General features: G+C 47.3%; 21 protein-coding genes. 13 read left to right on the top strand and 8 right to left on the bottom strand.

Annotated elements, in window-relative coordinates; all coding sequences use genetic code 11:
• Positions 1 to 37: 37 nt before the first annotated feature.
• The 7 genes from AC4OVS_RS19540 to AC4OVS_RS19510 all read left to right on the top strand — a co-directional run bounded on the left by AC4OVS_RS19540 (position 38) and on the right by AC4OVS_RS19510 (position 8355).
• A complete protein-coding gene (locus tag AC4OVS_RS19540) occupies positions 38 to 1153 on the top strand; it encodes a DUF8093 domain-containing protein (RefSeq protein ID WP_058688917.1) in 1116 nt (371 codons plus the stop codon).
• A 9-nt stretch (positions 1154 to 1162) separates the two neighbouring features.
• The gene (locus tag AC4OVS_RS19535; RefSeq protein WP_058688918.1) at positions 1163 to 1354 is read left to right on the top strand and encodes a DUF4926 domain-containing protein; all 192 of its coding nucleotides are present in this window, start codon (positions 1163 to 1165) and stop codon (positions 1352 to 1354) included.
• A gap of 24 nt (positions 1355 to 1378) precedes the next feature.
• Positions 1379 to 1846, top strand: coding sequence for a YrhA family protein (locus AC4OVS_RS19530; RefSeq protein WP_058688919.1), 468 nt, complete (start codon positions 1379 to 1381; stop codon positions 1844 to 1846).
• 314 nt (positions 1847 to 2160) lie between these two features.
• Positions 2161 to 2940 (top strand): HNH endonuclease, encoded by a 780-nt coding sequence (locus tag AC4OVS_RS19525; protein WP_058688920.1) that lies wholly within the window; start codon positions 2161 to 2163, stop codon positions 2938 to 2940.
• Positions 2941 to 3014: 74 nt separating this feature from the next.
• A complete protein-coding gene (locus tag AC4OVS_RS19520) occupies positions 3015 to 3386 on the top strand; it encodes a ribonuclease H family protein (RefSeq protein WP_462825337.1) in 372 nt (123 codons plus the stop codon).
• A 324-nt stretch (positions 3387 to 3710) separates the two neighbouring features.
• Positions 3711 to 7226, top strand: coding sequence for an AAA domain-containing protein (locus tag AC4OVS_RS19515; protein WP_462824877.1), 3516 nt, complete (start codon positions 3711 to 3713; stop codon positions 7224 to 7226).
• A 139-nt stretch (positions 7227 to 7365) separates the two neighbouring features.
• Positions 7366 to 8355 carry a restriction endonuclease gene (locus AC4OVS_RS19510; protein ID WP_462825336.1) on the top strand — a complete coding sequence of 330 codons (990 nt, stop codon included), beginning with the start codon at positions 7366 to 7368 and terminating at the stop codon, positions 8353 to 8355.
• 199 nt (positions 8356 to 8554) lie between these two features.
• Here the strand turns inward: AC4OVS_RS19510 and AC4OVS_RS19505 are convergent, their stop codons facing one another.
• The 5 genes from AC4OVS_RS19505 to AC4OVS_RS19485 form a co-directional block, all read right to left on the bottom strand.
• Positions 8555 to 11782, bottom strand: a complete 3228-nt coding sequence (locus AC4OVS_RS19505; protein WP_491922646.1) for a type I restriction endonuclease subunit R — start codon at positions 11780 to 11782, stop codon at positions 8555 to 8557.
• 9 nt (positions 11783 to 11791) lie between these two features.
• Entirely contained in the window at positions 11792 to 13075 is a 1284-nt protein-coding gene (locus AC4OVS_RS19500) for a restriction endonuclease subunit S (RefSeq protein WP_491922645.1), read from the bottom strand.
• Between the two features lies 1 nt (position 13076).
• Positions 13077 to 15668, bottom strand: coding sequence for a type I restriction-modification system subunit M (locus AC4OVS_RS19495; RefSeq protein ID WP_462824874.1), 2592 nt, complete (start codon positions 15666 to 15668; stop codon positions 13077 to 13079).
• Between the two features lie 242 nt (positions 15669 to 15910).
• Positions 15911 to 16507, bottom strand: coding sequence for a class I SAM-dependent methyltransferase (locus AC4OVS_RS19490; RefSeq protein ID WP_462824873.1), 597 nt, complete (start codon positions 16505 to 16507; stop codon positions 15911 to 15913).
• Positions 16507 to 17520 carry an HNH endonuclease family protein gene (locus AC4OVS_RS19485; protein WP_462824872.1) on the bottom strand — a complete coding sequence of 338 codons (1014 nt, stop codon included), beginning with the start codon at positions 17518 to 17520 and terminating at the stop codon, positions 16507 to 16509. Before AC4OVS_RS19485 ends, AC4OVS_RS19490 begins: the two co-directional genes overlap by 1 nt.
• Before the next feature lie 448 nt (positions 17521 to 17968).
• Between AC4OVS_RS19485 and AC4OVS_RS19480 the strand changes: the two genes are divergently transcribed.
• From AC4OVS_RS19480 to AC4OVS_RS19465, 4 genes are all read left to right on the top strand, one after another.
• Positions 17969 to 18436 carry a SymE family type I addiction module toxin gene (locus AC4OVS_RS19480; protein ID WP_491922764.1) on the top strand — a complete coding sequence of 156 codons (468 nt, stop codon included), beginning with the start codon at positions 17969 to 17971 and terminating at the stop codon, positions 18434 to 18436.
• Between the two features lie 167 nt (positions 18437 to 18603).
• The gene (locus AC4OVS_RS19475) at positions 18604 to 19134 is read left to right on the top strand and encodes a DUF2778 domain-containing protein (protein ID WP_491922644.1); all 531 of its coding nucleotides are present in this window, start codon (positions 18604 to 18606) and stop codon (positions 19132 to 19134) included.
• Positions 19109 to 19372 (top strand): hypothetical protein, encoded by a 264-nt coding sequence (locus AC4OVS_RS19470; protein WP_491922643.1) that lies wholly within the window; start codon positions 19109 to 19111, stop codon positions 19370 to 19372. The genes AC4OVS_RS19475 and AC4OVS_RS19470 overlap by 26 nt, the downstream gene beginning before the upstream one ends.
• A 9-nt stretch (positions 19373 to 19381) precedes the next feature.
• Complete coding sequence (locus AC4OVS_RS19465) at positions 19382 to 19849, top strand: hypothetical protein (protein ID WP_491922642.1); 468 nt, start codon at positions 19382 to 19384, stop codon at positions 19847 to 19849.
• Between the two features lie 10 nt (positions 19850 to 19859).
• On the opposite strand, the gene AC4OVS_RS19460 is transcribed toward AC4OVS_RS19465, so the two are convergent.
• Positions 19860 to 20231, bottom strand: coding sequence for a hypothetical protein (locus AC4OVS_RS19460; RefSeq protein ID WP_491922641.1), 372 nt, complete (start codon positions 20229 to 20231; stop codon positions 19860 to 19862).
• Positions 20232 to 20815: 584 nt separating this feature from the next.
• Entirely contained in the window at positions 20816 to 21817 is a 1002-nt protein-coding gene (gene trpS / locus AC4OVS_RS19455) for a tryptophan--tRNA ligase (RefSeq protein WP_276350176.1), read from the bottom strand.
• A 199-nt stretch (positions 21818 to 22016) separates the two neighbouring features.
• On the opposite strand from trpS, the gene fosA reads away from it, so the two are divergent.
• A complete protein-coding gene (gene fosA, locus AC4OVS_RS19450) occupies positions 22017 to 22442 on the top strand; it encodes a FosA/FosA2 family fosfomycin resistance glutathione transferase (protein WP_045307851.1) in 426 nt (141 codons plus the stop codon).
• Here the strand turns inward: fosA and AC4OVS_RS19445 are convergent.
• Positions 22428 to 23435, bottom strand: a complete 1008-nt coding sequence (locus tag AC4OVS_RS19445; RefSeq protein ID WP_491922640.1) for a LacI family DNA-binding transcriptional regulator — start codon at positions 23433 to 23435, stop codon at positions 22428 to 22430. The genes fosA and AC4OVS_RS19445 overlap by 15 nt on opposite strands.
• 185 nt (positions 23436 to 23620) lie before the next feature.
• Here AC4OVS_RS19445 and AC4OVS_RS19440 point away from each other — a divergent pair, with 185 nt between their 5' ends.
• The gene (locus tag AC4OVS_RS19440) at positions 23621 to 24709 is read left to right on the top strand and encodes a cellulase family glycosylhydrolase (protein WP_491922639.1); all 1089 of its coding nucleotides are present in this window, start codon (positions 23621 to 23623) and stop codon (positions 24707 to 24709) included.
• Positions 24710 to 24737: the final 28 nt, after the last annotated feature.

Raw genomic sequence — 24737 nt, 5'->3', positions numbered from 1 at the left:
GGAGAATCCTTATCAAATTCAAGGATAAGGATTTCACATGTTTCGACTTTACCGGTCACACGATTTAACACGGCGATTAGACCCAGAAGATTTTCAATACATTCTGACGCCAGCTGTCTCGCTGAGAGAAGCGTGTATTCATTACGATCTATCTTATGAAGCGAACGGTCACAGTCTCTCTTTTGGTCTTCCAGAAAAGAAATATACCGTATCTCCACATCAAAGACCGTATGAGCGAAAAGATCGTAGCTACGCAGATCCCATCTACGATCAGGTAGAGCAAGAACTGCAAATTGGCTGGCTTGTTGGTGTAGATATCTCTAGGCGTTGGAGTAGCGACAGGAATCCATTTTACATCGACGATAATGGTGATTTGATTTTTACACCTACCGCCTCATCGCGGCATTCATGGTTTAAGGGCGAAATTACTAGCGCTTATCGTTACGCAATAGCCGATCGGCAAGGCAGGAAGCCTGCCCCCACTCAACGGATGCATTACGATTATTACGGGCCAACAACTGCACCATCGGGGAAGACGCTGAATAGTAAAGCCGTTGGCCGAATGCTGGCCGCTGGTGGTGTGTATAACGGCAATATTGATGGTTTCCATGAAACAGCGCAGCAGCTTGGTGGGGATGCTCCAGCGGGCTACGATCAAATTATGAACAACAAAGGGTTAATCATTGCGGGTGCCTCTGTTGCGGCAGGATTAACAATGGGCAGGTTGAACCCTTTAAGCGAAATAGATGAACTATCGGGGCTCAGTAAAATACCAGCACTTGAAAGCCCATATGTAAAAGGTTTCACCTCTGAGAGTGGTACATTAGTGAATGCTGAACACGCCGTTATCGACCCGAAAAAACTCGCGGCCTATGCTTTAGATTCAACACATCCTACAGGGGGGCATAAAGCCCGGGTGTTTGAGTCAGCGCTGGGATACAACCCAACTAATGCAAATGTCTTAGCAGCAAGAATTCAGGAAGGCGTATTATCGGCCCCAGCTAAAGTGTTGCAGGCAAATAATTATGGCCAAACAATAGCTGTCGATATGCCCATTTTAGGCGTTAACGGTGAAACAGCGATCGTGCGTACAGGCTGGATGTATGAAACAGACGCGCTAGTTCCCCGACTTACAACCATATTCGTTAAATGAGAGAAAAAAATGAAAAGAGCCGAATTAGACGTAGTGGTTTTAGACGAGGATTTACCGAATGAAGGACTGGTAAAAGGGGCTGTTGGTACGATTGTCATCGTTTTCGATACCCCGACATTGGGCTATCTTGTCGAGTTTTGCGACGAGGAAGGAAGAACAATAGCAATGCCTGCTTTGCTACCTGCTCAGCTAAAGAGTTAACTCACTCCTGGCATCCTCAAAAAAATGCTTGTTGAAAATAATTACCCGGTAGTCAACTCAGTAGACCCAGACGTAATGGCAGACTTGATGCGCCAAATAGCCCCTGCTGAATGGAAGGCACAGAAGAGAAAGGTTTTTGAGGATATCCAGCGCCTGATGTTCAAACGGCTGGACTACTCAGATATGTTCAAAATCATGGATGGATTTAAGTACAACGGTTTGACGCTATATAGCGTGGTGCAGGCGGAGAACGGTGAACCCGTATGGTCGAATATCTACATACGCAACTTTGAAACACGTGACAACGAGATGTATGTCGATCCGAACCTTTCTGAAAAGGTACTGATTGGTGAAGATGTTTTGTCCGTATTTGCCTACAACTTCGCTGATGACTGTTTCGAGAGCCGCGATAAAGCATCTACGGCTTATGTCATTGAAACATACGCTAACTTCAGCACATTCATGTCCGCGCTGATTGGTACGGTGAACTAATATTCGCCACATTGATTGCTGGTTGTATCGGCAACCAGCATACCTGACAGTTTATTGGATAATCTTTATAAGGTGATGTGGTGTTGTGCTGCTGGATGACTTATGCGGCCTCGTCCAGCGCCAGCCACTCCAGGCGGATTCTATTTGGGGGCATGGCGTATTCCTTTTTGTGTTGTTGGTTGCGTGTCGTGCTTGTTGATGGTGAAAACCGATGTGAGATGTTTTTTCTAAAACAACTAACCTGATCAGTTTAGTTAACGATCTTTTCAGACATAATCTGGTGATGAATTACGCTGGAAAAACAGGATGTAACATTGAATAGCTCGGAAGACGATTTGCTTGAAGTGGCGTGGTATTTGTCGAAGTACGGTAAATCTCAACCACCCGTAGGACTGGGTGTTCAGAAATGGAAAGAGGCTTTTGCCTTGTTTTATCCTCGCTTTGGAGCGGGTAAAACCGCCAGCGAGTTTCACAATAGTCTGAAAAATAGTCGTGACCGTTTTGATTCCTGGCTTAGTGATGTGCGTGTCGGCTGGTGTGACGAGCAGGGCGCTCCTGCTGCGCTTTCTCATTCAGCGCAGCGTGTGCATCAGCGATTGAGTGTGCTTTCTGATAGTGCAATTGAGCAGCACGTTCTTTCGTTAATATCGTCTGATGGAGAGGAACAGGCACAACGTGATTGCCTGGCTATCCAGCAGGATAAAAGTATTGAAGATACTGTACGCGAGCAGTTGATTGCGGCACGGCTGGGGCAGGGTACCTTTCGGAAAGATTGTCTCATGTTGTATCCGGCATGCCCTGTTACGGGGACGACGTTTGCGCCGTTACTCCGTGCCAGCCATATAAAACCGTGGGCTGCCTGCGAGAATGGGAATGAACGTCTTGATCCTTATAATGGTATTATATTATCTGCGCACATTGATATTCTATTTGATCAGGGATGGATTTCGTTTGAGAACGATGGGCGTTTATTAATTAGTAATGAGCTGGATATTAGTGTTAAAGAGCAGTGTTTGTTGCCCGAGAAAATAAAGGCGTTTTCTGTTGAATCGTATTGTTATCTGGAATGGCATCGTGAGAATTTACTGAGATAGTTAAGTTTTGACGAGAATGCCTTTGATATAGGATGTAATGATTCGTTTGGTAGGGGGAAAGGTACAAAGTGAAGATGGTAAAAATATATTCAACAGGAAGTTGTGATGCTGCAACACGTGAAGGTTCGGCGGAAGTTGTTTTGGAATGCGAAGGGAAAATAAAATATCTGACCTTCTCCTACAGTGATACGACCGCAAATAGATGCATTCTCCAGGGCTTTATTGATGGTGTGAATTGTTTGAAGAAACCCTGTAACGTTGAATTAATCAGTTCATGTGAGCTCGGTGTGAAGAAAGCGCAGAAAGGAAAGGGAGTTAATGTAGATTTGCACAAGGAATTATGTGGAATCTTGATAAAGAAAGAATGTGAATATTCTTTTTCTGTCATGCATGGTGAAGGCGACATTTTGAATGCTTTTATTCGCAAGCATCGGACAAAACAATAGCTGGAGAGCCTACATACAGAACCATCTTCGACAGCGCTATTGTCTGAATTTACAGGTTCCAATATTGCATTGAACGCTGCCAGTAGGGCTCACGGGCTTCTGGAGCGTGCCGTGTAACCGGTAACCCTCTGCTGCTTCGGTTATAAAGCTTTTATGCGCCATGCAGCAGGATATGCTTGCCTCCTGAACTCCGTATAACCCGAGTATTTTTATCGAAGCGTGAACAAAACATTGCAGCCAGCTTTTCAACGTGGACAATGGTTATCCATACGGTGATTTTATATTCGATAAATCAATGGATTTCATTGAGTCATAGGACTGATAATGGATGAAAATGCTTTAGGGTTTGCCTCATACTGGCGCAACTCGCTTGCAGATGCTGAGTCAGGAAAGGGCAGTTTTGAACGGAAAGATGCCAAAAATTTCACTCACTGGCATGGGATAGCGGCGGGACGTATTGACGAAGCGATCGTCGATAAATTTTTTGAAGGAGAAAAAGACGACGTCGAAACAGTCGATGTCATCTTGCGGCCAAAGGTTTATTTCCGGTTACTGCAGCATGGAAAGGACCGTTCCGCTGGTGCGCCTGATATTGTTACCCCGATAGTGACGCCAGCCCTGTTGAGCCGTGAAGGTTTTTTATATCCGACGCCAGCGACCACCATTCCCAGAGACCTGCTTGAACCTTTGCTAAAAGGAGCATTTTCGATTGGTGAGATTGAGCAGTATGACAAATACATAACGACACATACGTCATTCTCTATCAACTTTGATGACAGCGTTGATAAGACCGCCGAAACAGATGAAGAACGAGAAGCACGATATGCAGCCTGGCAGCAGGATTGGCGTCAATATCTGGATGATTCAGAGAGACTACTGAAGAACGTTGTCGGCGACTGGATTAAAAATCCCGAGCAATATGAACTCGCTGAGCACGGTTATATTGTTAAAACTGCGCAATCTGGCGGTGCCAGTTTCCATATCCTTTCGCTTTATGATCACCTGCTTATTTGCAAAAAGGATGTGCCGCTCTTCAATCGTTTCGCCTCGCGGGAGGTTCATGCTGCAGAGTCTTTGCTCGCTCCGGAAGCAAAATTCAGCGACAGGCTTGGACACTCCGGAGATAAGTTCCCGCTTGCAAAGGCTCAGCGCGATACCTTAAGCCATTTTCTGGATGCCAGGCATGGCGATATCCTTGCCGTTAACGGCCCTCCGGGTACCGGGAAAACCACGCTGGTGCTTTCTATTATTGCCACTCAATGGGCCAGAGCGGCTCTCAAAAAAGCAGAACCTCCGGTTATTATCGCAACTTCAACGAATAACCAGGCTGTAACGAACATTATCGAGGCGTTCGGGAAAGACTTTTCCCAGGGTACTGGTGCTATGGCCGGACGATGGTTGCCAGAGCTGAAAAGCTTCGGCGCTTATTTCCCCTCAAGCACTCGTAACGCCGAAGCAGCCAAAAAATACCAAACTGAAGATTTCTTCAACCAGGTTGAGTCAAAAGAGTATGTAGAGGATGCACTGCTGTTTTATCTGGAGAAAGCTAAGGCAGCCTTTCCTGAAAAAGATTGTTCATCCCCTGAAAAGGTCATTGAACTCCTGCATGGCCAGTTGGCAGAAAAATTCGAACAACTGGTAAGACTGAACGCAACATGGCAAACGTTAAGCCAGGTTCGGGCTGCGCGTGAGCTTATTGCTAACGACATTGAGCAATATCTCGCTAATTTAAATAAATTACTTTCCGGGCAAGAACAAAAAGTCACTCTACTGAAGAGTGCTAAAGCGGAATGGAAAAAATATCGAGCCAGTGAATCACTGATCTATTCATTATTTTCATGGCTACCAGCGGTTCGCAGTAAGCGGCAGTACCAAATACAGCTGTTTCTAGAAGATAAATTAGGTGCGTTGATTGCGGGAAATAATTGGTCTGATCCTGAAACCATCGAACGTAATATAGATGGACTGCTCAACTCCGCTGAGCGCGAGCAAACAACCTACCGGCAGCAGATTGACTCCGCCCATGAAATTGTTCTTAAAGAACAGCAGGCGGCTCAGAAGTGGCAGAATCTGGCACTTGATTTAGGGCATGAGGGCAACGAGGAGCTGAGCTTCTCACAGGCAGATGAACTGGCTGATACGCAGATTCGCTTCCCTGCATTCTTACTGACGACCCACTACTGGGAAGGTCGTTGGCTAATGGATATGGCGAAGATCGATGATCTGCAAAAAGAGAAGGGCAAGAAAGGTGCTAAAGGGGTAGCCGCCCGCTGGCAACGCCGAATGAAACTTACCCCATGCGTGGTCATGACCTGCTATATGCTGCCCGGCAATATGCAGATAAGTGAACACAAAGGTCAGCGTAAATTCGAGAAAAGTTATTTATATGATTTTGCCGATTTACTCATTGTCGATGAAGCCGGGCAGGTGCTTCCTGAAGTGGCTGCTGCCTCGTTTGCCTTAGCTAAAAAGGCATTAGTGATTGGTGATACGGAACAGATCCCGCCAATATGGAGTATTGCTCCCGCTATTGATATAGGTAACATGCTGGCGGAAAAAATTCTGTCAGGTAGTACACAAGAAGAGATTACTGAGAAATATACGGCAATCGCAGAGCTTGGTAAAAGCGCCGCATCTGGCAGCGTCATGAAAATAGCGCAGTGTGCCTCACGCTATCAATATGATCCCGAACTGGCTCGTGGAATGTACTTATATGAACACCGCCGGTGCTTCGATAATATTATTGGATACTGCAATACGCTCTGCTATCACGGTAAGTTGTTGCCTAAAAGAGGGTGTGAAGAGAGCAATTTAATGCCCGCCATGGGTTATCTCCATATTGATGGTAAAGGAGAACTGGCAAGTAGCGGAAGTCGATATAATTTGCTTGAAGCTGAAACGATAGCTGCCTGGCTGACAGATAACCAGCAAGATATTGAAGCGCATTACGGCAAATCGCTTCATGAGGTTGTCGGTATCGTGACGCCTTTTAGCGCTCAGGTATCGACCATCAAACAGGCGTTGGGTAAACAAGGCATCAGTACAGGCGCGAATGAAACGTCGCTCACGGTGGGCACCGTGCATTCTCTTCAGGGGGCGGAAAGAGCGATTGTTATATTCTCGCCAGTCTATTCAAAGCATGAGGATGGCGGGTTTATTGATAGCGATAACAGCATGCTGAACGTTGCTATCTCCCGTGCGAAGGACAGTTTCCTGGTCTTCGGCGATATGGACCTGTTTGAGATCCAGCCAGCCTCATCTCCGCGGGGATTACTGGCAAAATATCTCTTTGAGTCAGAAAAGAATGCGCTCTCTTTTGACTATAAAGAGCGTAAGGATTTAAAAACTGCCGAGACCAAAATATACACACTCCATGGTGTGGAGCAGCATGATAATTTCCTGAATCAGACGTTTGAAAATACCGGTAAACACATCACGATAGTTTCTCCATGGCTGACCTGGCAAAAACTGGAGCAAACCGGTTTTCTTGATTCTATGATTGCGGCGTGTTCACGTGGTATTAACGTCACGATTGTCACTGACAGAAGCTACAACACTGAACATAATGATTTTGAGAAGCGAAAAGAGAAGCAGCAGAACCTCAAAGCGGCGCTGGAGAAACTGAACGCCCTTGGTATTGCGACAAAACTGGTCAATCGTGTTCATAGCAAAATTGTTATTGGAGATGATGGTTTGCTGTGCGTGGGATCGTTCAACTGGTTTAGCGCGACACGTGAAGCGCGATATGAACGATACGATACATCAATGGTTTATTGCGGTGATAACCTGAAGGGCGAGATTGAGGCAATTTACAATAGTCTTGAGAGGCGTCAGGTTTAGGGTAGGAATTTGATTGGCCATCTTATCGACTGTTTTCCAGCATAAGATGGTTGAATGGAATGACCATATTCTGGTAGACAGTTTCTGCCCGCACGGTGAGGCATTTTCAGAAGGAATTATTGTGGCGACTAAAATGTGGATGATCCGCGGTGATGGCGGAAAATTGTACGATGACTTCAGGGATAAACAGGTTGTTGCAATCGGCTGGTCGCAGCTCGCTCCCTATGTGAAACCGGGATGCTCAAGAGAGCAGTTGTTTACCCGGTATCAGGAGCTTGAGCCACAGACTAAGCCAGGCACAGTTCGTTCCGGTGCTTCCCAGGTCTGGCGCTTTGTGAATGAGATGCAGAAAGGTGACTGGGCTATCACTTATTCACCTTCTAATCGGACTTATTTGATAGGGAAAATCGCCTCAGATTTTGAGTTTCATGCCGAGTGGCTTGAAGATGGCATGGGCATCGCCCGTAAAGTGAAGTGGAACGCTGAAGAAATCAAGCGTGATAGTCTGAGCGATGCAACCAGAAACACCCTTGGCTCTACGCTAACGGTTTTTCAGGTGCCTGAGTTTGCCGTGAATGAATTAATGCAGGGCAAAAAGCCTGTTTCAGATGTCGCGCCGGAAGTAACTGTTTTAGGTGAAGAGGATGATGTTGTTTCTAATCCTCTGCGGGACATGGAAATGATCGCTTTTGAAGGCATCAAAGATCGTATCAACCGTCTCGACTGGGATGAGATGCAGAATCTAGTTGCAGGCGTGTTACGCAGCATGGGATATAAAACTCAGGTATCGCCTGCAGGTGCTGACCGTGGTAAAGATATCATTGCTTCGCCTGACGGTTTTGGCTTCGAAAATCCGCGCATTATTGTCGAGGTGAAGCATCGGCGGGAACAGATGAGCAGCCAGCAAATCCGTAGCTTTATCGGTGGCCGCCATAAAGACGATCGCGGGCTGTATGTCAGCACAGGCGGATTCAGCAAAGATGCACGCTATGAGGCCGATCGTTCTACAATCCCGTTGACGCTATGGACGCTTGACGATCTGGTTCGTGCGTTAGTGGAAAACTATGAGCAAGTGGATATAGAGACTAAGTTATTGGTGCCGCTTAAGAAAACGTACTTGCCTGCATGAATTTGCAACGCCTGTTTTGTATAGACAGGCGTTGCTGTATCCACCATCAGACACTTGCAGGGGAAAAAGGTAGGTTCAGTTCTGAAAGGTAGATTTTACCAGAATATTACCAATCAATTTTATTGAGTTCATGATGTAGTACCTCTGAAATAAGAACACTCAGCATAAATGTGGCAAGTCTTATGCTGAGTGAATCACATCAAATCACATCACCAACAACATCTGTGTCACTTAAAAAATCATTTTTTTGTGCAAAAATAAACTGTTTTAAAAATTGTTCGATGCGTATATTCAACTTAAATAAAGGTATGCTTACGCCATCTTGTTTTTCAAAATAGGCTTTTGCTTTTTCCTTATCTACCGATTCTTTTAATGCATCGAAGCGACCAAAATCATTGAGATTCTTATCATTAACATTATCAGCCATTAATGCTGTGAGTAATCTTTTATCTAAACCAAGAGCACTAACAACGGCGTTTATTTGCGCATTTTCAGCGTTATCTTTGTAGATGTTGATGTAGTCTCTGAAAGTATGGCCTTCAATTAACTGTGCATCACCGCGCTGTAAGTCGTGCAAGAAGAGTTTTGCATACTTTTGCTCGATTTGGGTGAGTGATGCAAACGACTTGTGCAACTCATTTAATGTAGTTTCAATGCTCGCTGGGTCCTGGTGTTTGTTCAGCTCTTTTAAGTATTTATCAAAGCGGCTGTTCATATAGTCGGCATCGATTTTGCCGGTATCTATTTCAGTTAAATACCCACTGATATCAAAAGGCACATCGCCACCACCTGCACCATCGTGCTCACCTTTGGCTGTTAATTCTTTATAGCGCAGGACCAGACTCAGGTAAGTTTGTTCGTCTATAGCCAGCGTTACTTCATGTTCTGCATTATTTTCAGTAAAGGAATAGACCGACTGTTCCCAATGGAAGCCTTGTACTTTAGCCGCTTCCAAATGCTGGCTAAAGGTATTAAACAACTTGGCAAATTGGGCACAGGTTTCTATATCGTCTGGCAGTTTTTCAAAATTCTCAACTCCAGCTGTAACAAACAGCTCGGTAATGTCAGCTACTAATTCATTTATGGCTTTAAGATTGCTTTCTAACTTGTCAACAAACAAGCCGATAGGCTTATCGCCGGAATAGAGTTTTACTGCAGCATTAATGTGCTGCTCCATTGTATGCGGATAGCGGTAATAACGGATGATACCGTGGGGTTTGTCGGGACCAAACAAGCGATTGGTGCGTGAGAACGCTTGAATTATATTTTGGTATTTAATTACCTTGTCTAAATACAAAGTATTAAGCCATTTAGAATCAAAACCAGTAAGCATTTGATCCACTACAATCAATAAATCTAATTGCTTCGAAGGCTCGGTATGAATACGTTCGTAGGGTTTTTTATGGGCAAGACGTGCCGCTAAATCCTTTTTAAAAGCGGCGTGGCGGGCAAAATCAAAATCGTGACCATAGCGCTTATTGTAGTCATCCATAATTTCATTCAAACCATCACCTTTAAATGTTGGGCCACGGTCACCACTGCCATCGTTATCAATATTAGGATCAAATAAAGCTGATATTTTAAGTTCGGGTTTAGCCGCTTTTAAACGCCGGTAATAGTCAATCGCTTCAGCGATACTATTCGTGGCGAAAATCGCATGGAACTTATTATTTTGGCTGAGTACATCCCATTTATCTAAGATATCACTGACCACTTTCTCCTGGTGGGCATTAGTTAAATATTGGCTTTTAGGTATATAGTCTTCAATGCCTTTGTGATATTTTCCAGTGCCATCTTTATAGCCTGCCATAGGCACATCTTTCATAAAGTGATTAAACTTTTTCTTTTTTGCTGGATCAGCCATCGCATCAGCAACCGATTCAGCCCTAGCTTGTTCTAATGCAACTTCTTTCCTTAGATCACTATCTCTAAAAGTAGGTACTTTGTAAGGATCAAATCCCAAAACGTTACCATCACGTATACCATCTGCTATGCTATAGCGATGCAACTCGTTACCAAATACATCAGCGGTAGTATTGCTATTGATTTTATTTTCATCATGAATCGGCGTGCCGGTAAAACCAAAAAAGAGTGCCTTAGGGAATGTTTTTTTAATGCTTACCAGCATGCCTAGTTTATTTTCTTTGCCTCCACTCATCGTTGATCGATGTGCTTCATCAATAATAAATACCAAGCGCTTAGCACGGATTTTTTCTATATCAGCTGAATTTGTTGCTGTTCCCTCATCATCAGCTTCTTCAAAAATATTACTCATTTTTTGAATGGAGCTAACAATTAACGTATCGGAAGTTGCGCTGCTTTTTAATTTTGTAATAAGCACATGAGTATTTTCTGTGGCTTGAACGTCTTCGCCATCGCTAGCAAAATTGCGGTATTCTGTCAGCGACTGGGTACCCAACTCAATCCTGTCCATTAAAAAAATCACTTTATCGGCATCTTTCGATTGGGCAATTAACTGTGCCGATTTAAAACTGGTCATGGTTTTTCCCGAACCGGTAGTATGCCACACATAGCCCCCGAGACGATCAGGGTTATTAGCGCTACCCAGCTGTTGCCAGTTGGTTTTGGCTACTTTGTCTGATATCGCATTGGCGGCGTAATACTGATAACTGCGCATTACCTTAAGCATACCGTCGGTATCGTCGGCGACGGTATAAAAGCCAATCAATTGGTGCGCCATAGGGATAGAAAGCAAGGTAGACGCGATGTCTTTCCAGTGGTTCATGGGTTCGTTATTAAAATCGGCCCAGTTAAACTGATAATCGGGGTTAAACTTGCCGTCTAGTCCGGGGTTGGCAAAGTATTTGGTCTCGTTTGGCTCCATAGCCACAAATACCTGGATGAGCGAAAAAAGGCCGTTAAATAAGCCTTCTGTACTGTACTTTTCAATTTGGTTTACGGCCTGGCTAACCGGAATACCGCTACGCTTTAGCTCCACATGGATCACTGGCATACCGTTAATCAGCAGCAGCACATCGCCTCGTCTGTCGTTACGTAAAGGACCGCCACGTTCAAATTTTGGCTGTTGTACAATTTGATAACGGCTTTGTCCTGCGGCGATTTCTTGGCGATCGTATATTTTTAAGCTGACTTCTTTGCCTATATGCAAGGTATCGGCTGGGTTATCGCGCTTAATAGCCACGGTTTTACCATTAATTAAACCGTTCAGCTTGAGCGGGGTTTTAAGCTCTTTGATTTGCTCAATAATTTGCTGCATTTCAGTCGCGGTAAGCGGGACATCGTTTAAGCGATCCCGCTGACGATTATTTTCAAACAAAATGGACGCCCAATTTTGTAGCAAATCGGCTTCGGTTTTGTTTTTGAGTATCTCCGGTTCCCAGCCCTTGTTGGTGAGTACTTCAATAAAGGCTTGCTCAAACTGCGCTTCGTTTTTGAAGGTGATCATGTGCACTCCCTATACAAACATTTTGCTCAAGCAAGCCTGCTTGATGTTATTGAGTTTGGTCATTTGTTGTTGGTGTTGATTGATTAGCATATCGAGTTTCTGGAAGTAATTTCCTATTGCGGCTTGTTCTTCCGAACTCTTTGGAAATGCAACATTTGTGTTCTGTATTGCAGTTTTTGATATTGATAATACTTTTGTACCTTGCATCAATGATAAAAGCTGATCATGGTATGAAGATGAATTTAAGTAGTAACCAAGATACTTGGAAGCAAACGGCAATGTAGGTCTAACGGCAATCGTGTGCAATCCAGAAAGAATTAACTGCTCATTTATATTAAATAATTCCGTGCATTTTCCAACAGTACTATCTTCGGCTGCATCAGCAATGATAACGTCACCATCGCGTAAGGTGGCATGTTTTAGCTTGTTGGCCACGTCATCGTTAGTAATAAATGGTAAGATCTCATTACTTGCATCCAGAATTTCACCAAGTTTAATTAGTACGTCGCCGTAGTGAATATTTTTGGCCAATCCAGTTTTGTAGTTTAAGTTGGCTCTAGAAAGCGTGTTGTTCGGTACGTTAACAAAGCAGTCTCCAAACGGCTTCTCCTCCCACTCCCCACTAAATTCTTTAAAGCGGATTTCTGGGATGGTTTTCCCTTGTTTTGGGAACATTTTTTCTAGCATGGCTTTCTTAATGTTGCTGAGCTTGTCATGCTTTTGTTGGTGTTGATTGATTAGGCTATCGAGCTTTTGGAAATAGTTGCCGATTTGGGTTTGCTCTTCGTCGTTGCATGTATTTATCGGCGTTGCTTTAGCTTGTTCAATTGTATAGTGCGCAATAGTTCCTGTATGAGAAATACTTTTAATATGTTTTTTGAAGCATTCGCTAAAGAAAAATGTATATAGAAAGTATCCATTAAACTTTTTATTGTTCTTTAACCAAAGTAAATCAGCATCCTTGAAATATAAAGGATTATCATTCGGGACCAGGTAGGGAATACCAATCGAGCCGCCGCCAGTTATAAGAAGATCATCTTTTACTACCTTGCCAATCTTCTCAGAGAGGCCATTGTAAACTTCATGAGAAATATAGGCTTTAGTGTTTTTTTGTCCTTTGTAAATAGATACAACATCGCTTGTTCTAAAAAATGGCACGCCTGCTTCAGTCCATTGCTCTTTATGAACTCGCGCGGCTGACTTAATATCTATTAGTTCACCTAGATTATTTTCAACCCACTCCCCACTAAACCCTTCAAAGCGAATTTCTGGTGCTTTGTTATCCACACTCATCTTATTCACCTTTCAATAAGTTGGTGAGTTCTGCCAAGCCCTGCATATCAAACTCATTACCTGTGAGCTTGCCCATCATCTCTGCCAGCTCTTGCTCGGTGGTTTTTATCGCATGGGAGACTTGCGAATAGGTGACGGCATATTTATCAGCAAGGGCTTGCACTTGGCTAGTAAGTTGGCTAATAACTGCGTTTGGCATGGCGGCAAGTTCTGTGCTCAATGGTGCAATCCATTTAAGGTGCAGCAGGTTGTTCACATGCTCATCAGTTAATGTTTCGATAGTCGTTTTGGTTTGCAAGTGCAGGGTAGTGGCGGCATCTTTGACTGTTTTTTTCAGGGTTTTTTCTTCATCGATTAATTTGTTCGCGCGAATGATTTTAGCTTCATAGCTTTCCTCTGCGAATTTAACTTTACTGTCTTTTTGTTCTTTCAGGAAGGCCTTGGCCGCTTTGCTTAATTCGGAATTGGCAAAGCCATCTTTGCTTTCTTTAACCGTATCTTGTTCTTTTTCTTCTTCGGTCAGGGATTCTAAAATTTCTTCTAGCGTGCTGGCGATTTCCGTTAGGCGGATTTCTTTATCTGCCAGAGATTTTAAGTCATCAATTAAGTAAGTTTTCTGCACTAAATCAAAGGGCAGTATGTGGCCTTTCCAGCCTTCTTGTACTTCGGTGTCCTGGCCGTTTTTTTTCTTTATAACAATATTGGGGTCAACTTGTTTGGTGGCGGCAAATCCTTCGGTTTGCATCATTTCTAAATCAGCGCTGATGATTTGCCATTGGTTGTTCAGACATTGGTAGGCTTGGTATTTGTCGATTAAGGCAATAGGTGCTAAGCGGGCAAATAGCTCAGCACTTAATACTGCTTCTTGCTGATTACGCTTTACGCTTTGCCAGTTTTGTATTAATTCGGTGTTTAGGTGGTCATCAAAGCCATTAAAAGCCTGGTTGTAGGCGCTGATAAACTCTAACACTTGCGGGTGCCCGCTAATGCGGTCGTTGACGTCCTGTTTATCAATGGCAAGCTCACTGTAAGCAGCTGATTTTGGTGTAAACAAAGTACTGCGCAATTGAGGGAAGGCCTGCCAAAAGTTGTCTAACTCGGCAATTTCCCTATTGGGAATACCGCCGAGCATGGTGGCGTGTAAATCCCAGCTTTCTGCCGTCGCAGAGGAATCCACATAGCGCGGTATGTTGAGGTTGTAACCATTGTCGCGTAGGGTTTGTTTGCTCACCAGTTTCGAGAACTTGTTGATACTTTCGCGGTTAATCACCGCATCAGTAATACGCTTGATATCACTGGCTTGCAGTTTGTTGTTTTTACCTTCTTTCATAAAGTGTTTGGAGGCATCGACCACCAATACATCGGTGTTTTGGCGTTTTTGCTTGAGTATCAAAATCACTGTGGGAATGCCGGTGCCAAAAAAGATATTGGCCGGTAGACCAATAATGGCATCAATATGATTCTGTTCAACGAGTTGCTTGCGAATTTCACCTTCTTCACCACCACGGAATAAGACACCATGAGGAAGCACGATAGCCATAATGCCATCGGGCTTTAGGTGATAGAGGTCGTGCAGTAAAAAAGCAAAATCCGCTTTGGTTTTAGGTGCCAGGCCAAAACATGAATAGCGCGGATCGCTCTCTTTAAAGCTGGGGTCCCAGTTTTGTGAGTAAGGAGGGTTGGACACCACGGCATCAACATGTAAGGCGTAGTATGAGCCTTGAGGATCGCTGTCATCAAAATACGGCCAATCCTCTTCTAGGGTGTCGCCATTACGGGTTTTAATGTTGCTAGCTTTAATACCGCGCATGATGAGGTTCATACGGGTTAGGTTGTAGGTGTTAGCTTTTAACTCTTGAGCGTAATAGGTGATGCAATCTTTATTTTTCGCGTATTTCTCGAATGCCTCACCGATATTGATCAGCAACGAACCTGAGCCAGAAGTAGGGTCGTAAATTTTGATAGTATCTTTGTGCTTTAACTCATGGGCGATGATGTTCGACATAAGTACCGAAACTTCATGAGGCGTATAAAACTCACCTGCTTTTTTACCGGCATTGGCGGCAAATTTTTCAATCAGGTATTCGTAAATGTAGCCCAGTACGTCATACCCTAGATTGCCATTCATGGGGATGCTTTTGATCAGGTGTAGTAAGTCGCTGATGGCTTTGGTACGTTTGCCCGCACTTTCACCCAGTTTACTTAAACCTGTTTCTAAGGTGGTAAAGATACCGTCAAACAGTTTTTTGTAAGTTGGCGAAATCAAACGGCTAAAGGCCGAAAGTGCATCACGTACGTTAGATTCGTTAAATTCGGATGTTGGATCAACCCATGTAGAAAACAGATTATCGTAGGCAATAAAGTAGCCTAGGTTACTTTGCACGTATTCAACAGTGTCAGCGTCTTCTTCATTTAGGGTTTTGATATCTACGGACGTCATCCCCTGTTTGGTGACAAACTGCACCAGCTGGTCGCTTAAGTACTTATAGAAGATAAAGCCGAGTATGTAGTCTTTGTATTCGTTGGCTTCAATTTTAGAACGCATCTGGTTGGCTGATTCCCAGATTTTTGCCGCAAGCTGTTGTTTATTCACAATGAGTCCTGTTAGAAGCAATTTTTTTCGAAAAGGGCTATTTTAGGGTTTTGATTGTACGTTTGATAAGAGTGCCTTTCTAGCAGTAAGGCTTTACGAGTTTGTGTAAATGAATGGTCTGGTCGAAATCTGAACAATCAAATGGGGATTCATTCTATCTTTACTTTTTGACACCGCCACGGGTGAAGTTGAGCTGACAGAAAATTTTGAATCACTAGTTAACATACTACCTGTCGATTAGCTCAACATGATGAACAATGAATGTTTTTTCGTAATATCCCATTCAGCCATGTCTCATCCCTGTCTGGGCGGTTATCCTGAGTCGCCCACAGCGAAGCTATCTCCATCCCCGGAATCGCCCTCAGCAACTCCCGCAACCCCTCTTCATCCAGATCCGTAAACCGTCTTTCACCCTGCACCCGCTCACCGTTGCCATACTTAAAGGACACGTACCAGACGCCGCCAGGTTTAAGCGCATCCGCAAGCTTCTGCATCACCGCAGGCAGCTCGGAAGAGGGGACATGCAGCAAAGAGGCACAGCACCAGATCCCATCGTACTGCGCTTTACCGTCGATCTCTGAAAAGGTCATTAGCTGCACGGGTAGCCCGGTATGTTGCCTTGCCAGCTCCACCATCGCGGAAGAGGCATCAAAAGCATCCACCTGATAACCCATCTCATTAAAGGCTTTTGCGTCCCGGCCTGAACCGCAGCCCGCATCAAGAACCCGGGCACCGTGAGGCAGATGTTGGGTAAAGGCCTCGTATAGCGGGGTCATATCGACATTGACCGTGCCATCGAAGAAATCCTGCGCGTGGTTCTGATAGTAGTGAAGTGTCATTAAAACGTTGCCTCGCCTTCCGCGTTGGGTTTCCAGGTATAGATAAGTTTGTACAGCGCGGCCTGCCAGTTACGCTGAAGAAAGCTTCTCCGTGCTTCAGGACGTTGCCCTGTCTGTAGAACAATCGTCTCATGTAACGGCAGTTTGCTCTGAATAAAATACTCATTGCGGGTGTGTAACCGCTGCAGAAGCCTGAGGTCGGGAATGCGTGCAGATTTGCCTTCGACGCCACGGTTACAGCACCGACAGGCCAGCACTAAGTTCCATACGCCGTTAATATTGCTCACTTCATGGCGGGCAGCCCAGGGAATAAAGTGGTCGACGTCCGCCAGTTCTGCATCTCCCGGTACCAGACTGATGGGTTTAAAGCAGTAAAAGCATCGTCCTTTCTGGTAACCATTCAGGCTGTCGCGACAGCTGGTGATGTCTACGCGCCGCGCGTTCACCCTCGTGAACAGCAACTGATTATCTTCATCAAACTCCACGCCCACAAGGTTACGTGAAATCCCCATAGACCAGGCCTGTTCTACCAGGTTCCAGCGGGCATTAGTTTCAAAGGCGAGGTTTTTATACTGCAGGCGTTCGCCCAGTAAATAGAAGTTGTCCGTCAGGCGAATCCCGTTGTTGGTTTTGCGCTCATCAAGGAAAAAACGTTTATCGATCTCGCCCTGGTTCACGTAGTGAAAGGCATCGATCACGTTGTTAAAGCCAAGGCGCACCGTCGCTTCAATGAGTTGGGCGTGGGTGATTTCACCTCGGTTGAACTTCAGGCAGGTTTCCAGAAATTGACTGCTGCGGGAGGTGATCTGTTTTGGCGCATGTTTCAGGTGCTCGCAAAGATAGCGGCTAAACGGCACGGCAAGCTGGTCGAGCGTAATCAAATCGCTGCCCGTCTTATCCACTTCATACAACGCTGACGCCAGCGCGAACTTGTAAGATGCGACGTTTCTTCCAAAGAGGATCACACCACGCCAGTAGTTCTCAAGCGTCGGATCGGCCTGATAAAATTCCATCGATGAAGTCCTGTTACGGTTGGCTGGGCAGGGCGTTACTAAAGCCTGTAACAGGATCACATAACAAAATCAGGATGATGTAAATCGTTAATCTATAGGTTTGATGAATTTTTGAGAGGTCAGAGAGGAAGTTATCGGGACAACCGATACGGCATTAGCGCAGTTTTACAAACGAACAGATATCTGGAAGAGGTGAGTTGAACAGGTTTCCAGCCGAAGCGTTTTCATTTCTCGAATTAAAATCCTATTTCCTGAATCCCCCTCGCAAATTCCAGATTTACCCCACCCAAAACCGCTGTATTTATATTCAGCCCTGTATAATAAGCACCAGAAATTACGCCGAACGGCAAAGGAAGTATCAAAGAATATTTAAAGTGAGAATTCGCGATATGAAGGTGCTGCAACACCCCCATATCGCTAACCACAAACAACTATGAAGGAGTTGAAAATGGCTGCGACGAATTTTAAGCCAGAGTTTACCGTTTGCAAAACAGAATCAGACGCTTTCACCGGCATGATTGAAAACCGCGAGCTGGTACGCAAAAACAGCGCCCGCCGTCTGCACGGCAACCAGCCCAACGCGGCCCCTATTCATCCCCGCGCGGAAACACCGCAGGACAGTGCCGCCTGTTGCGAACTCTATGCACGCATAGACATGAAATACCTTCTTCTGGGCGGCGATTGGTTAACCCGTGCAGGCTTTATCAACGGTATGCCCGTGAAAATCCGTGCTATGAAAGACTGCATTGTGATTACGCCACAGCATACAAGAGAATTATGGGGATGCCTGGAAGGGATGAGTGTGGTGAATTTAAATAAGCAGAAAGTCGCCCAGTGGTTAAAAACGTTTCCGGGAGCGCTGAATGATACGGGAGATATACCTATGGTGAAGCGCGGAAATGGTCTGGCAAAGTAAGAATAATATCTAAAATATCCCTTCATTAATCATGTAAAAGGATAAGTTAATACGGGCTTGAATACGCATGCCCGTATCTTTCCTTTTTTAAATGCATTATCTAACTCCGCTGGTGCACCCAATAAATCGGTTGTAACATTCTCCGCAAAGCGACAGGGAGGATTGCTATGCAGATTTGTAGGATGGATTACAACGATGTCTCAGCCGATGGAAGAAGGCTGAAACTACACGTTTATGGCGTTGGGACGTTTCCCATTTTTTCAGGGATTGAACCTGTAACCAATATTGCTGAGTGCGCCTTTATCAGGAATGCTGCGTTACCAGTGGGTACGTACTGGATCGTTGATGCACCGGAAGGCAGTATTGCTAATCGGGTTGAGCGGTTTGTAAAAGACTTCAAGAACGGGACCGATCATTCTGAATGGTTCGGCTTGTTTAATGCTTCGACCATGGCTGATAACGTATTTGTGAATGGGGTCGACAGAGGCTCATTTCGACTTCATCCATTGAGGCCGAATGGTGAGGGAGGGTCGTGGGGATGCATAACGTTCTATAATATCCCTCATTTTCAACTGGTCAGACAATCTTTGCTTGCACGTAAGAAGATTCGTGTTCCTGGTGGTAAAGGGTTGATGGCATATGGACGTATTGATGTGACAGGAAGGACTGATTATGCTTCATGCAAAGTTAAAAAATAATATCCTGATTGGTCTGGCATGCCTCATTGCTTCCTTCTTTATCGTCCTGTTTCCTCTGGGAGGCTTGCTCGATTACTTGTCTCAAGCCAGCAATGATTTTTTAAATCGTACCGGTCTGGGGTTTGCTGATGGTGAAGCAGACCCATCATTCCTGTGGGTGTTGTGTGGGATGATGGTCGTCGTTAACGCGCTACTGATGTATACCATCCGAAAGATATGCAGCCTGAAACGTGCTTGAGATATTTCATTGACGCTTTCTATGACACTCCCGTCAAAAGTCCTGAAGTGGTGCGCACTTTCGGCTGCTACGGTATTTATCCTCGGATGGCTGTTTGTCTGGCTTGTGGCATTCGGTTCTGATGAGACGACTGTTTATACGGAAAACGATTTTTTCCACTACCGGATACTGACAGACAAGGATATTAAGAACGCCCCAAAAGTAACGGACGACTATTATTTTGAGGCGCATTCGGGCGATGGTTACGAACCTTCAAACAGTATCATTTTTAAAGGCGCTACCAGTGCTGTGCCGTTGCGCGCTTATCTCGAAACGTTAGGGTATGTGAAGGAAAAGCGTAGCCTGGAAGTGAAGGAGGTCTGGTCGAAACCCGAACGGTTAAACGCAGATTTTTTCTATCTGTACTTTAATACCGCTACGGGTGACATTGAACTGACCAAAGTGATAGGTAACGGGCATGTAATCCCATGCCCGTAGTAAGAAAAAATCACTCGTGCTTTATCTGCTCTTTCACAGCCTTATCCAGTACAGCATGAAGTTCGCCAACGGTTAAATCGCGTATCACAGGTTCCGGTAGACCACGTATCCTGCGAATCAAACGGCAGAAACCAAAGTAATCTATGCCCTCGGTGCTAAAAAGAAACTCGTTTTCAGCGAGGGAAAAAATTTTCTCATAACCATCTTCTTCAGTGACGAGCGTAACGCCAAACGCTTCCTCGCAGTCTTCAATCAGGGCATCGCCATCCATGCCGCATATATCGAGGTCGGCTTCGATTAGGGTGTTCTCATCAATGCGCTTGCGATGATGTCCCGAGGACTGACGTACAACCTCAATGACCTGCGAAAGAGTGGGGTACATTATGTTGGATTCCGTGGGTGAAGAAATGACGTAGACATTGATTAATAAACCGAATTAACGTCTGGGATTTATTATTGAAGGTACAAAGAAAATCAAAACAGTCCACGCAAACATCCCAATGATTTTTAGCGGCCAGGGTTCGAATACATCAAAGCACACAATTGCGCCTATAACTAATAATGGCCCTCCCAATAATTCCACTATTCCTTCTAAGATCGATAACTTATGAGGCAATACACGATTCAGTAAAATGGCCATGAAATGTGCGCATCCTAAAGTGATGATTATTGCTATAGTGCATTCTTTCCAGTTATCAGTGACGCCCACGCATATGAGGCATAACACAATCACAAAAGCACAAAGTAACGTATTCAGCATGGAAATAATAAACTTACTCATAATGCTTGCCGCGACGTTTAAAATAAAAAGAGTCTATAAATATAGCGCTCTTAACAGAATGACAAACAACTATGGCTAATAATGCGTTTAAGAATTATTGCGCCTTGCTTATTTTCGTAATAAAAGAGTTAGCGGCTTCATGCCGGTACCATACACTCCACCGCGAACTCTCTTAACTCACACTCTCAAAACACCGGCACCCCCAGCCCAACCTTCACCTCCCTCAACGTCTCCTGCGTCACCCCCTGCGCCCGTTCGGTCCCGCGCTTCAGCATCGCCATCAGCTCCCCCTTGTCCTGCATATACATCGCCCTCCGCTCCCGCATCGGCGCAATCAGCTCCTGCAAACACGCCTCCAGCTCGTTCTTGCACGACCGGTCACCCAGCCCGCCCGCCTGATAGTGCGCCCTCATCGCCGCCACTTTCTCCTTGTCCGGATGAAACGCGTCGAGATACGTAAACACCACGTTCCCCTCAATCTGCCCCGGGTCGCTCACCTTAAGGTGGTTCGGGTCGGTGTACATGGCGCTGACCGCACGGTGGATCGTCTCTTCGCTGGCCGACAGGTGCAACGTGTTGCCCAGCGATTTCGACATCTTGGCGCTGCCGTCGATGCCGGGCAGGCGGCTGGTGTCGCTCAGCATCGCCTTGCAGTGGCGCAGCACCGGGGCGGGCAGCAGGCTGTTCATCTTGTGCACAATCTCGTTGGTCTGCTCAATCATCGGCAGCTGGTCGTCGCCGACGGGCACGCACTCGGCCTTAAACGCGGTGATGTCCGCTGCCTGGCTGATGGGGTAGGCCATAAACCCGACCGGCAGCGAGCGGGCGAAGCCCTTCTGCGCAATCTCATTTTTCACCGTCGGGTTACGCTCCACGCGGGCGACGGTGACGATGTTCATATACAGCATCGTCAGCTCGGCGAGGGCGGGCAGGGCGGATTGTAGGCAGATCGTGGTCAGGTTCGGGTCGATACCGGCGGCGAGGTAGTCGGCCAGCACTTCAGGGATGTTGTCGCGAATTTTTTGCGGGTTGCTGCCGTTGTCGGTCAGCCCCTGCAGGTCGGCAATCAGCACAAACTGGTTGTGCGTTTGCTGGAGCGCCACGCGCTGGCGCAGCGATCCGACGAAATGACCGAGGTGCAGCGGGCCGGTTGGGCGGTCGCCGGTGAGGATGGTGGGTGCGTTCATAAAGACTCCTTAATGTGCAATTGCCGAAAGGGGTCTTAGAAATGTGAAAGCCGCCTTTCGGCGGCTATCTGAAAATGGGGAAAACTACTCCGTGCCGCCTTTAAGAAGGCAGCCACCAGCGGTTTACGGTGAGCACGGCGTGGTTTATGTTCATCTCTTTACCGTACCACGTCCGGCGCGAAAAACAAAAGGGCACGTCATGCTGCAATCTCTCAATCATCTGACCCTCGCGGTCAGCGACCTGCAAAAAAGCGTCACCTTCTGGCACGAGCTACTGGGGCTTGCGCTGCACGCCCGCTGGAATACCGGGGCTTATCTCACCTGCGGCGATCTATGGGTCTGCCTGTCCTACGACGAGGCGCGCCAGTACGTGCCACCGCAGGAGAGCGACTACACCCACTACGCGTTTACCGTGGCGGAAGAGGATTTTGAACCGCTCTCGCAAAGGCTTGAGCAGGCGGGCGTCACCGTCTGGAAGCAGAACAAAAGCGAGGGGGCGTCGTTCTATTTTCTCGACCCGGACGGGCACAAGCTGGAGCTGCACGTGGGCAGCCTCGCCGCGCGGCTGGCGGCGTGTCGCGAGAAGCCCTATGCGGGCATGGTATTTACTTCAGACGGGGCTTGAGGCGCGCACCTTCAGCCTGCCCGCCAGCGTCACGTGTGTGGCGGCATCTTCCTGATTGCACAGGTACTCCACCGCCAGCCGTCCCAGCTCGCTGTAGGGCAGCTGGATACTGGTCAGCGGCGGGGTGAGCTGCTCGGAAATCTTCTGGTCGTCGTAGCCCGCCAGCAGCATGTCCTGCGGGATACGCACGCCGTTCACCGCCAGCGCCTGGTAGCAGCCAATCGCCAGCCAGTCGCTGGCACAGAAAATGGCGTCCGGGCGTTCGGTCAGTTCCAGCAGGGACGTGGTGGCGGTAAAGGACTCGCTGAACTGCCAGTTGGTCTGGCGCACCAGGCTCTCGTCACACGTTAAACCGGCCTGCTTCAATGCCGCCTGGTAGCCCGCCAGACGCTGGCGCGAGGCCTCCATCCAGCTCTCGCCGGTGATGTGGGCGATGCGCGTGGCGCCGCAGGCGATGAGGTGTTTAGTCACCTGAAAAGCGTTGGCGTAGTCGTCCGGGATAAACGACGGCAGCAGCGGGGAGCCGGGGTCGCGCTGGTTGAGCAGCACCAGCGGGATGCGGGTACAGTCCTGAAATGGCGTCATATCGACGACGTTCGTGACCGGAGAGGCAAGAATAATCCCGATGCAGTTGCGCTTGTCCAGCTGGCGGATGATGTTCAGGGCCAGCTCCACGTCGTCGCCGTAGTCGTAGACGGTGAGCAACGTTTCGTTGCGCCACGCCCCTTCCCGCGCCTGGCTGATGGCGTCGATAAATGGGTCGAAGCTCTGCAACGAGCTGACCAGCAGGGCGATCTCCTCCTGGTTGCGCGGAGCGTGAATGGCAGGAAGACGGTCGTAGCCGAGCTCGGTAGCGACGTTGATCACCCGCTGACGGGTGTCGTCGCTGAGCTTGATGTTGCGGGACTGGTTAAGCACCAGCGATACCGTCGCCTGCGACACGCCCGCCGCCCGCGCAATATCGTTCATCGTCACTTTCGTTTTTCGCTTCATCCGTCCTCTCCCTTTCGCGATTTCGCATCATACCCTAACCGCACGCTTTAGCGCCGCCGATCACGTTTCTCATTCATCGAAGCGTGAACTTTGTGAGAGGCGTCGCTTTTCTTTGCACCGCGATTTGCGCATTTATCCCGCGGCTAATATTTATTAGCTAAACATTATCAGCAAGAGGATGCGTAATGAAAGAGCAGTGGAGTAAAGAACAGGCACAGGCGTGGTATCAGCAAAAAGGCTGGCTGTGCGGGTTCAACTATCTGCCGTCGACAGCGGTGAACTGGACCGATATCTGGCAGGAAGAGACCTTCGATCCCGCCACTATCGACCGCGAGCTGGGCTGGGCGGCGGACGCGGGCTATAACACCCTGCGCATCAACCTGCCGTTCATCGTCTGGGAGCATGACCGCGACGGGCTGATGGCGCGCATCGACCGCTTTTTGACGATTGCCGACGGTCACGGCTTCAGCACCATGCTGACCCTGATGGACGACTGCGGCTTCTCCGGCGACGAGCCGTACCTCGGCCCGCAAAAGCCGCCCGTACCGGGCAAACACAACAGCCAGGCGGCGGCGAGCCCGGGGCGCGACAAGGTGTGCGATCGAGACTGCTGGCCACAGATTGAGCGCTATATCCGCGACGTTGTGCGCCAGTTCCGCGAGGATAAGCGCGTATTGCTGTGGGATCTGTATAACGAGCCGGGAAACCGCGGCATTTTCGCGACAGGCACGGAAGAGGTGCTGTACGACGAGAAGCTGGAGACCTGCGCGCACGAGTTGATGAAGCTGGCGTTCCGCTGGGTGCGTGAGGAAGATCCGACCCAGCCGCTTACCGTCTGCGCGTGGCGTCTGCCGGCGGAAGAGGAGGGCGAGACGTTTTATCAGCACCCGCTGGACCAGACCGCGCTGGAACTGTCGGACGTGGTGAGCTATCACGCCTACACCAATACCGGGCGCATGACGGCGATTATCCAGCAACTTCAGGCGCTGGGCCGCCCAATCTTCTGCACCGAATGGCTGGCGCGTCACGTGGGCGGCACCATCGAAGAGCAGCTCCCGCTGATGTACATGGCAAAGGTCGCGCCGTATCAGTGGGGGCTGGTGCGCGGTAAAACCCAGACCTGGCTGCCGTGGCCGGTGGTGATGAAGGAGTCCACGGACTACTGCCGCCTGTGGTTCCACGACGTGTTCGAGGAGAACGGTATCCCGTTTTCACGCGCTGAAATCGCGCTGATGAAGAAGCTGCGCAATATCGCCCCGGATCCGCAGGGCTAATAATAACGACCCGGCGCGCTGTCGCCGG

The organism is Enterobacter sp. 4974935, from assembly GCF_058661735.1.
Note: the sequence above shows the minus strand (reverse complement) of the source record. Positions and strands in the feature narration are given on the sequence as shown.

What these genes read in the sequence shown, in the direction of transcription:
- AC4OVS_RS19540 (WP_058688917.1), top strand. Translation starts at nt 38, where the DNA reads ATGTTTCGACTTTACCGGTCACACGATTTAACACGGCGATTAGACCCA.
- AC4OVS_RS19535 (WP_058688918.1), top strand. Translation starts at nt 1,163, where the DNA reads ATGAAAAGAGCCGAATTAGACGTAGTGGTTTTAGACGAGGATTTACCG.
- AC4OVS_RS19530 (WP_058688919.1), top strand. Translation starts at nt 1,379, where the DNA reads ATGCTTGTTGAAAATAATTACCCGGTAGTCAACTCAGTAGACCCAGAC.
- AC4OVS_RS19520 (WP_462825337.1), top strand. Translation starts at nt 3,015, where the DNA reads ATGGTAAAAATATATTCAACAGGAAGTTGTGATGCTGCAACACGTGAA.
- AC4OVS_RS19515 (WP_462824877.1), top strand. Translation starts at nt 3,711, where the DNA reads ATGGATGAAAATGCTTTAGGGTTTGCCTCATACTGGCGCAACTCGCTT.
- AC4OVS_RS19510 (WP_462825336.1), top strand. Translation starts at nt 7,366, where the DNA reads ATGATCCGCGGTGATGGCGGAAAATTGTACGATGACTTCAGGGATAAA.
- AC4OVS_RS19505 (WP_491922646.1), bottom strand. Translation starts at nt 11,782, where the DNA reads ATGATCACCTTCAAAAACGAAGCGCAGTTTGAGCAAGCCTTTATTGAA.
- AC4OVS_RS19500 (WP_491922645.1), bottom strand. Translation starts at nt 13,075, where the DNA reads ATGAGTGTGGATAACAAAGCACCAGAAATTCGCTTTGAAGGGTTTAGT.
- AC4OVS_RS19490 (WP_462824873.1), bottom strand. Translation starts at nt 16,507, where the DNA reads ATGACACTTCACTACTATCAGAACCACGCGCAGGATTTCTTCGATGGC.
- AC4OVS_RS19485 (WP_462824872.1), bottom strand. Translation starts at nt 17,520, where the DNA reads ATGGAATTTTATCAGGCCGATCCGACGCTTGAGAACTACTGGCGTGGT.
- AC4OVS_RS19480 (WP_491922764.1), top strand. Translation starts at nt 17,969, where the DNA reads ATGGCTGCGACGAATTTTAAGCCAGAGTTTACCGTTTGCAAAACAGAA.
- AC4OVS_RS19475 (WP_491922644.1), top strand. Translation starts at nt 18,604, where the DNA reads ATGCAGATTTGTAGGATGGATTACAACGATGTCTCAGCCGATGGAAGA.
- AC4OVS_RS19470 (WP_491922643.1), top strand. Translation starts at nt 19,109, where the DNA reads ATGCTTCATGCAAAGTTAAAAAATAATATCCTGATTGGTCTGGCATGC.
- AC4OVS_RS19460 (WP_491922641.1), bottom strand. Translation starts at nt 20,231, where the DNA reads ATGTACCCCACTCTTTCGCAGGTCATTGAGGTTGTACGTCAGTCCTCG.
- trpS (WP_276350176.1), bottom strand. Translation starts at nt 21,817, where the DNA reads ATGAACGCACCCACCATCCTCACCGGCGACCGCCCAACCGGCCCGCTG.
- fosA (WP_045307851.1), top strand. Translation starts at nt 22,017, where the DNA reads ATGCTGCAATCTCTCAATCATCTGACCCTCGCGGTCAGCGACCTGCAA.
- AC4OVS_RS19445 (WP_491922640.1), bottom strand. Translation starts at nt 23,435, where the DNA reads ATGAAGCGAAAAACGAAAGTGACGATGAACGATATTGCGCGGGCGGCG.
- AC4OVS_RS19440 (WP_491922639.1), top strand. Translation starts at nt 23,621, where the DNA reads ATGAAAGAGCAGTGGAGTAAAGAACAGGCACAGGCGTGGTATCAGCAA.